General features: G+C 65.2%; 7 protein-coding genes. 1 reads left to right on the top strand and 6 read right to left on the bottom strand.

Annotated elements, in window-relative coordinates; translation table 11 throughout:
• On the bottom strand, window positions 1–291 hold a 291-nt coding region (locus tag IL54_RS22720; protein ID WP_156106270.1), incomplete at its 3' end, for a LysR family transcriptional regulator.
• A gap of 45 nt (window positions 292–336) precedes the next feature.
• Between IL54_RS22720 and mobA the strand changes: the two genes are divergently transcribed.
• Window positions 337–858 carry a molybdenum cofactor guanylyltransferase gene (mobA, locus tag IL54_RS05590; RefSeq protein WP_037473860.1) on the top strand — a complete coding sequence of 174 codons (522 nt, stop codon included), beginning with the start codon at window positions 337–339 and terminating at the stop codon, window positions 856–858.
• 88 nt (window positions 859–946) lie between these two features.
• Here the strand turns inward: mobA and cobA are convergent, their stop codons facing one another.
• The 5 genes from cobA to IL54_RS05565 form a co-directional block, all read right to left on the bottom strand.
• Window positions 947–1,729, bottom strand: coding sequence for a uroporphyrinogen-III C-methyltransferase (gene cobA, locus IL54_RS05585; RefSeq protein ID WP_037473856.1), 783 nt, complete (start codon window positions 1,727–1,729; stop codon window positions 947–949).
• Window positions 1,716–4,325: a nitrate reductase gene (locus IL54_RS05580; RefSeq protein ID WP_037473854.1), complete on the bottom strand. Its 2,610-nt coding sequence runs from the start codon at window positions 4,323–4,325 to the stop codon at window positions 1,716–1,718. The genes cobA and IL54_RS05580 overlap by 14 nt, the downstream gene beginning before the upstream one ends.
• Before the next feature lie 145 nt (window positions 4,326–4,470).
• Window positions 4,471–4,812, bottom strand: a complete 342-nt coding sequence (nirD, locus tag IL54_RS05575) for a nitrite reductase small subunit NirD (protein ID WP_037477883.1) — start codon at window positions 4,810–4,812, stop codon at window positions 4,471–4,473.
• Window positions 4,812–7,322 carry a nitrite reductase large subunit NirB gene (gene nirB, locus IL54_RS05570; protein ID WP_037473852.1) on the bottom strand — a complete coding sequence of 837 codons (2,511 nt, stop codon included), beginning with the start codon at window positions 7,320–7,322 and terminating at the stop codon, window positions 4,812–4,814. Before nirB ends, nirD begins: the two co-directional genes overlap by 1 nt.
• A 204-nt stretch (window positions 7,323–7,526) precedes the next feature.
• Entirely contained in the window at window positions 7,527–8,735 is a 1,209-nt protein-coding gene (locus IL54_RS05565) for a hypothetical protein (RefSeq protein WP_037473849.1), read from the bottom strand.
• Window positions 8,736–8,824: the final 89 nt, after the last annotated feature.

Raw genomic sequence — 8,824 nt, 5'->3', positions numbered from 1 at the left:
CGCGCCCAGCCGCAGTTCGCCCCGCAACGGCCCGCGCGCGGTTTCCGCCGCCTGCCCCAGCGCCTCGGCCGCCGCCACCAGTTGCCGCGCCCAGGGCAGGATCGCCTCGCCCTCCGGCGTCAAACCGGCATATTTGCGATCGCGGCGAATCAAACGCTTGCCCAGTTGCGTCTCCAGCGTCGCAATCCCCGCCGACAGCGTGGGTTGCGACACATGGCATAGCGCCGCCGCCCGCGCGAAATGGCCTTCGCGCTCCAGCGCCAGAAAATATTCGACAAGTCGGGTCTGCATCGCTTTGCTATAGGCTTTATAGAGCGAAGCTATCAAGGAAGCGCTATGGCGGCAGGACGGATATTGGGCGCGGTGCTGGCGGGGGGGCGTTCCAGCCGCTTCGGCAGCGACAAGGCGCTGGCCCTGATGCCCGATGGCCGCACCCTGATCGACCATGCGATGGCGGGCCTGGCACCCCATGTCGCGCAGGTCGTGATCTGCGGACGCGCGGGCGGCCTGCCTGATCGGCCCGCGCCGGACATGGGACCGTTGGGCGGCCTCAATGCGGTGCTGCATCATGCGCTTGCCCATGGTTTTGATGGCGTCCTGACCACCGGCTGCGACATGCCGCTTTATCCGGCAGAGTTGCCCGCCGCACTGATCGGCGAGGGCGCCGCGATTCTCAAGGGCCAGCAACTGCTCGGCTGGTGGCCGGTCACCCTTGCGCCTACGCTCGACGCGCATCTGGCCGAAGCGAATAACCGCTCCATCCATGGCTGGCTCGACCGCATCGGCGCGCGCGTGGTGGAGAGGCCGGGAATGATCCTCCCTAACATCAACCGGCCGGAAGATTTGGAGGGGTTGTAACGCTTAACGCCCGTTCGTTTCGAGCGAAGTCGAGAAACGCTTGCGCCGTCCCCCGTTTCTCGACTTCGCTCGAAACGAACGGAAGGAGTTAAGCCGGCAAAGCCACGCTCGCCGCAATCTCCGCCGACAGCCCTGTCCCCGCCACTGCCTCGCCAATCAGCAACAAGGTCGGATCTTCGTCGCTGATCGTCGCCACCAGAAAGGCCAGCGCCGACAGCTTCCCCCGGATCAGCCGTTCGTTCGGCAGCGAGACATTCACCGCCACCATCACCGGCGTTTCCGGGTCACGCCCCGCCGCGATCAAGCTGCGAGCAATCTCACCCGCCGCCGCCCGGCCCATATAGATGCCGATCGTTCCGCCCGGTTGCGCCAGCGCGGCCCAGTCGAGCTTCAAGGGTTCGCCCGCCTTCAAATGCGCCGTCACCAGCGTCAGCCCGCGCGCCTTGCCGCGCAGGGTGAGCGACGCATGGCCGCTCGCCGCTGCCGCGCTGGCGGTGGTGACGCCGGGGCAGATGCGCACCCGCACGCCGCCTTCGCCCAGATGCGCCATCTCCTCCGCCGACCGGCCAAAGATCGACGGATCGCCGCCTTTCAGCCGCACGACACGCTTGCCTGCGCGCGCTGAGGCGAGCAGCAGGTCGTTGATGCTCTCCTGTTGCTTGCTGTGCCGCCCGGACCGCTTGCCCACGCTGACGCGATCGACACCAGCGGGGATCAAATCCAGTACCCCCGGCCCCACCAGCGCATCGTAAAAGACGATGTCCGCCGCGCCGATCAGCCTTTCCGCCTTGCGCGTCAGCAGGTCCGGGTCGCCCGGCCCGGCGCCCACCAGCCAGACATCACCCGGCGCGATCAGGTCATTCGGCTGCATGCAACGTCTCCTGCGAAGTCTGGACGAGAATGTTGGCGAGTGCGGGACGGCACGATCCGCAATTGGTCCCCGCGCCGATCGCCGTGCCGATCGCGGGCACGTCAACCAGCCGCTGGTCGCGGATCGCCGCGACGATCTGGTTGAGGCCAATGTCGAAGCAGACGCACACCACCGCGCCTTTGTCGGGCTGGCTGCCTGGCCCGCGCGCGGCCAGCACCGAAGCGCCCACGCCCTCGACCGCCAGTTGCCCGATCAACCAGTCGCGCGTCGGCAACAGGCCGCTACGCGTCACGATCAGCACGCCCGCGAGCTTCCCTTCGCGGATGATCGCGACGCGGCGGGTACCGCGCGTCTGGTCGATCGCCTCGACCCTTTCGCCCTTGGGCAGGCAGGCTTCCAGCCGCGCCGGATCGCCATTGCCCGCCACCTCATAGAGCGCGCCGCCTGGCACGGTGATGCGCGTAGCCCACAGGCACGGCACCCGCACCGGATCAGCCCCGCGCAGGATCAGGAATCCCTTCCACTCCGTCTTGACCTTTTCGACCCGGACGGGCGTGGATTTGAACCCCGGCTGCCCCGAATGGGGATCGACCAGCGGGCGCGGCAACAGGCCGGTGCGGCCGCCGCTTGATTGCTGATCGGTCCAGTGGATCGGCGTAAACACTTCACCGCGGCGCTGCCCCTCGCTGATCCGCGCGCGGAAGAGGCTCTCGCCCTGCGCCGTCGACACCCGCGCCAGATCGCCATCCGCAATGCCCAACGCCGTCGCGTCGCGCGGATGCAGTTCGACCAAGGGCTCCTCGCGATGGCGCGCCAGTTTGGGCGACAGGCCGGTGCGCGTCATCGTATGCCATTGATCGCGATAGCGCCCGGTGTTGAGCGTCATCGGCCAGTCGCGCAGCGGCCCCTGCAACGCCATCTGCGTCACCGGCACCAACCGCGCCTTGCCATCGGGCGTTGGAAACCGGCCATCAGCAAAGGGCATGCCGCCCCAGCGGAACGGTTCCATCGCTTCATAGGCGTCATTGCCGATCGTCGCCTGCGCGCGCAGATTGAGCAGCCGCGCGCCATCATTCTGATAGGCGGTCAGTCGCGCATGTTCGCGCCAGATGTCGGCGGGCCGGTCATAGGTGAAGGCATTGCGCCACCCCATCCGCCGCGCGACCTGCGTCACGATCCACCAGTCGGGCTTGGACTCACCGGGCAGCGGCAGCAAGGCGCGCTGGCGGCTGATCGTGCGGTCGGAGTTGGTGACGGTCCCGTCCTTCTCGCCCCAGGCGGCGGCGGGCAGCCGCACATGGGCATGAACGGTGGTATCGGTGGTCGCCATCACGTCCGACACGACGACAAAGGGGCAGGCCTCCAGCGCCGCGCGCACGCGCCCCGCATCAGGCATCGAGACGGCGGGATTGGTGGCCATCACCCACAGCGCCTTGATCCGCCCCTCGTCGATCGCGCGAAACAGGTCGACGGCCTTCAGCCCCGGCTTGGTCGCCACATTCGGCGCGGCCCAGAAACGCCCGACCCGCGCGACATTGTCGGGCGCGAAATCCATATGCGCCGCCAGCGTCGTCGCCAGCCCGCCAACCTCACGCCCACCCATGGCATTGGGCTGGCCCGTGATCGAGAAAGGCGCGGCACCGGGCTTGCCGATGCGGCCGGTGGCGAGGTGGACGTTGATGATCGCATTGACCTGATCCGTGCCACGGATCGACTGGTTGATCCCCTGGCTGAACAGCGTAACCGTGCGCGGGGTCGCGGCGAACATCTCGTAAAATTGCTGCAATTCGGCAGGCAGCAGGTCGCACGCCTTCGCCGTGGTCCACAAATCATGGCCCGCGCGGATCGCTTCCCAGAAGCCATCAGGCGCGTTGACACTGTCGCGCAGAAAGTCCGCATCCAGTTGCCCCGCCTGATCCATCCAGGCCAGCAAACCGTTCATCAGCGCCACGTCGCTGCCGGGCTTCAAGGCAAGATGCAGGTCCGCCCCTTCGCAGCTTTCGGTGCGACGCGGGTCGATCACCACCAGCTTGGTGCCACGCGCTGCCCGCGCCGCCTGTATCCGCTGATAGACGACCGGATGGCACCAGGCGGTGTTGGAGCCAACGAGGACAATCAAGTCTGCCTCGTCCAAATCATCATAGCTGGCAGGCACGACATCCTCGCCGAACGCGCGCATATGCCCGGCCACGGCGCTCGACATGCACAGGCGGCTGTTGGTGTCGATATTGGCCGACCCGATAAAGCCCTTCATCAGCTTGTTGGCGACATAATAATCTTCGGTCAGCAACTGGCCGGAGACGTAGAAGGCGACGCTGTCGGGACCATGTTTGGCGATCGTCTCGCGAAAGCGCTTGGCCACCAGATCGAGCGCCTTATCCCAGCTGGCCCGCTTGTCGCCGATCATCGGATGGAGCAGCCGCCCCTCCAGCCCGACCGTCTCGCCCAGATGCGTGCCCTTGGAACAGAGCTTGCCGCCATTGGCCGGATGCGCTGGATCTCCCGCGATCGTTACGGCACGCGGCCCGGTCGGCGTCGCGGAGATACCGCAACCGACACCGCAATAGGCGCAGGTGGTGCGGATAGGGTTGGTCATTATAGCCCCTCCCCTTTAGGTTCAAACGAGTCACGTGCCTCGTTTGAAGGGTTGGGGTGGGGGCGTGCCCCAAGCATCAGGCCAAGACGATAGCCCCCACCCCCGGCCCCTCCCCTGAAGGGGAGGGGTGATTTCAGTTCGACCTTCACGCCGCGCGCTTCCCGATGACGGCATCGCGGAGCAGGAAGATACGCCCGGCATCGACCTTGAGCGGGATCACCGGCACGCATCCCTTATCCTCGCCCAGCGCCTCGCCGGTCTTGAGCGAGATGTTCCAATTGTGCAGCGGGCAGGTGACGACCCCGCCATGGACGATCCCTTGGCTGAGCGGCCCATGCTTATGCGGGCAGCGATTGACGAGGGCATGGAAATCGCCGCTGGTCGTGCGGAAGATTGCAATCTCCTCGCCGCCCAGCACTGGCAGGGTGCGGGCATTGCCCGGCGTGATCTGATCCACCGAGCCGATATCGAGCCAGTCTCCGGTCATCATATGGTCTCCAACGGGCGCACTTGCGCGATATGCTGATGCAGTTCGGCATGCTGGCCTGCGGCGCGCTGCGCCCAGGGATCGTCCTGCATAAATTGCTGCGAGAAGAGGAAGCGCGCGCGCAGCGCTTCGCGACCTGCGTCATCCTCGACGATGCGCGCCTTCACATAATCGACCCCGACCCGCTCGATCCACGGCGCGGTGCGCTCCAGATAGCGGGCTTCCTCGCGGTAAAGCTGGGTGAAGGCGGCGCAATAATCGAGCGCTTCCTGCTCGGTCGCCACCTTGCACAACAGATCGGTGACGCGGACATGGATGCCGCCATTGCCGCCGACATGCAGTTCATAGCCGCTATCGACGCAGACGATGCCGAAATCCTTGATCGTGGCTTCCGCGCAATTGCGCGGGCAGCCCGACACCGCGATCTTGAACTTGTGCGGCATCCACGACCCCCAGGTCATCCGCTCGGCCTTGACGCCCAGGCCCGTACTGTCCTGCGTGCCAAAGCGACACCATTCGGACCCGACACAGGTTTTCACCGTGCGCAGCGACTTGCCATAGGCATGGCCCGACACCATCCCCGCTGCATTGAGGTCCGCCCAGACGGCGGGCAGATCCTCCTTCTTGATCCCGAAAATATCGAGCCGCTGGCCGCCGGTCACCTTGACCATCGGCGCGTTGAACTTCTCGACCACGTCGGCGATCGCGCGCAATTCGCGCGGATTGGTCAGCCCGCCCCACATGCGCGGCACCACCGAATAGGTGCCGTCCTTCTGGATATTGGCGTGCATCCGTTCATTGACGAAGCGGCTCTGCTGGTCATCGACATAGGCACCGGGCAGCGCGCAGAGCAGATAATAGTTGAGCGCGGGGCGACAGGAGGAACAGCCATCGGGCGTCGACCAGTGCAGCTTCTGCATCACTTCGGGGATCGACGTCATGCCCTGCGCTACGATTTCGCGGCGCACATCGTCATGACCGAAACTGGTGCATTTGCACATCGTCTTGGGACCGGACTGAACATCCTCCCCCAGCGTCAATGCCAGGATAGTTTCCACCAATCCGGTGCAGGAACCGCAGCTCGCCGACGCCTTGCACCCGGCCCGCACCGCGTCCAGGCTGCATGCGCCTGCGTTGATGCAGGCGACGACCTGACCCTTGGACACGCCGTTGCAGCCGCAAATCTCGGCATCGTCCGAGAGCGCTGCAACGGCCGCCTTAGGGTCCAGCGCGCCCCCTCCAGAGGCGAAGGCTTGGCCAAAGATCAGCAGGTCGCGAATGTCGGCAACATCTTCGCCGCGCTTGAGCAAATCGAAATACCAGCCGCCATCGGCGGTATCGCCATAGAGCACCGCGCCGATGACGCGATCCTCCTTCACCACGACCCGTTTATACACGCCGCGCGATGCATCGCGCAGGACGATGTCCTCGCACCCCTCGCCGCCCGAAAAGTCCCCGGCGGAAAAGACGTCCAACCCGGCGACCTTCAGCTTGGTCGATGTCACCGAACCCTTATAGCCCGTATGCCGGTCAGTCAGGCCATCGGCCAGGCTGCGGCACATATCCCACAGCGGCGCGACCAGCCCATAGACATTGCCGTCATGCTCGACGCATTCGCCGACCGCCAGCACATCGGGATCGCTGGTGACCATATGGTCGTCCACCTTGATCCCGCGCCCGATGTCCAACCCCGCCGCCCGCGCCAGCGCGACGCAGGGGCGGATGCCCACCGCCATCACCACCAGGCTGGCGGGGATCAGTGTGCCGTCCTTCAATCGCACGCCCTCGACCTTGCCATCGCCGCAGATTTCCGCCGTGTCGGCCCCGGTCAAGATCGTCTGGCCGCGCGCTTCGAGCGCGCTCTTGAGCAGCCAGCCGGCCGCCTCATCCAGTTGCCGTTCCATCAGCGTCGGCATGATGTGCAGCACCGTGACCTTCATGCCGCGCAGCGTCAGGCCATGCGCCGCTTCCAGCCCCAGCAGCCCGCCGCCGATCACCACCGCGTCCCCGCCGCGATTGGCGGCGTCCAGCATCGCGTCGACATCCTTCATGTCGCGAAAGCTGATGACGCCCGGCAGATCCTTGCCCGGCACCGGAATGATGAACGGGTCGGAGCCGGTCGCGATCAACAGCTTGTCATAGGCAACGGTGCGGCCCGACTGGCTCGTGACGGTCCTGGCGCTGCGATCGATCGCCACAACCGGATCAGCGACGATCAGGTCGATGCGATTATCGTCATACCAGGCGCGGTCGTTGATGATGATGTCCTGAAACGTCTTTTCACCCGCCAGCACCGGCGACAGCATGATGCGGTTATAATTCACATGCGGTTCCGCGCCGAAGATGGTGACGCGATAGCGCCCCGCATCGCGCGCCAGCAGTTCCTCGACCGCGCGGCACCCGGCCATGCCGTTGCCGATCACGACCAGATGGTCGCGTCCCTCATCGGCAGGGACGAAGATCGCCGCCTCGCTGCCCGCCATCGGCTCCGTTCCGATCTGAAATTCCATATTCGTGACTCCAGAAAACAAAAAAGCCGCCATCCTGACCCCCGGTGAGAACCGGAGGCCAGGATGGCGGCTTTGCCATCATATGCGCCTTGTCGATCCGTCCCTGGATCGCTTTGGCTATGGTTGGAAGGACAGCTTTGTCCTCTTGCACTGCACCATAACAGGATCGCCCGATGCCTCAAGCGATTCCTGTTCCCGGTCCGATCAATAGGCCCAGTCGACCTGAACCCATAATTTCTGCGTATCGGTCGCCATCGTCTTGGCATCGTAACGGGCATAGCGGACCGACAGCGCCGTCTTCCTGACCTTGGCCGACGCGATCAGGTTGATCTCGTCGCCATAATGCTGGTCGAGCCGATCGCTGTCGAAACGATGCCACACCGCCTGCACCGACACGCCACTCAGCGGCCCCACCTGTTTCCAGCCATAGCCGCCGCCGACATAGAGGTCGCGAATGCCGTTGGCGGGAGTGGTCAGGAATTTGTCGGCCCAGCCCTGAAACTTGAAATTGGTACCAAGCGGCGTCTGGAAACTCGTCAGCGGCGTGCCGCTAGTCGCGCCCAGCACCTCATAGCCAGCATTGAGCTTCCAGCCCTGCACGTCGAGCGTCAGGTCCGCCAGCCAATAGTCCGCGCTGTAAGCATTGGGATTGCGATGATACTCCGACTGGCGCGCATAGCTGAGCTGGTAGCTGAGCTTTACCGCCTTGGACAAAGGCCGCGCCCCCGCCAGCCGCACGCCATAGGTCTGGCTCGACAGCCGATAGCCCTGCATCGCCGCCTCATCCTGATCGACCAGATAGGCAAAGCCCGTCAGTGCCCCGACCGGCGTGGCATAGGACAGGTTGGCGAGGATCGTGTCGCCGCCCACCGCCTGCTGCCGCGGCCCACGCCCCTGAAAGCCCCAGATCGTCCGCACGCTCCACACATAGGAGAGGTCGAGCTTCAGCCCCTTGGCCGGGGTCAGTTCGGCGCGCACCGCATCGAACGTCTGGCCATTGTCGCGAAAGGCGACATTGCCGACGAACCGCTCATCATCCAGCACGATCCTTTGGCGGCCGCCGGTCAGCGTCACCGCCTTGGTCCGATATTGAAGCTGGGCGATATACAGCGCGATATTCTCCGGGTCGGCGATGATCGGCCGGGTAGCGGCCCCGTTCAGTCCGTCATAATAATCGTCAATGGCGGCCAGCGTCCCCTGCCCCACGACCATCGCCGAAAAGGCACCGCTGCTGGCCGACAGCCCGGCGCGCGCGCGAATGGTCAGCGCGTCGGATGTCTTGGTCGCCAACCCCGCCTGATCGGCCTGTTCATAGCGCAACCGCGCTTCGGCGATCGGCTTGAGCGTCACTTCCTGGGCACAAGCGGTCCCTGCGACGGCCAGCGAGGCCGCCGTTGCGAATATATATTTCATGGAAATCTGTCCCCCTCGGACTTCGCTAAACTCCTCCCCTCGCAGGGGAGGAATTATTGGGGGGCGGCCTGGCTATGCCGGTCCGCCCC

Origin of the sequence: Sphingobium sp. ba1, assembly GCF_000743655.1 — a bacterium.
In the GTDB taxonomy this organism is placed as follows: Bacteria; Pseudomonadota; Alphaproteobacteria; order Sphingomonadales; family Sphingomonadaceae; genus Sphingobium.
The sequence above is the reverse complement of the archived record's forward strand: the minus strand, read 5'-3'. Positions and strand labels throughout refer to the sequence as shown.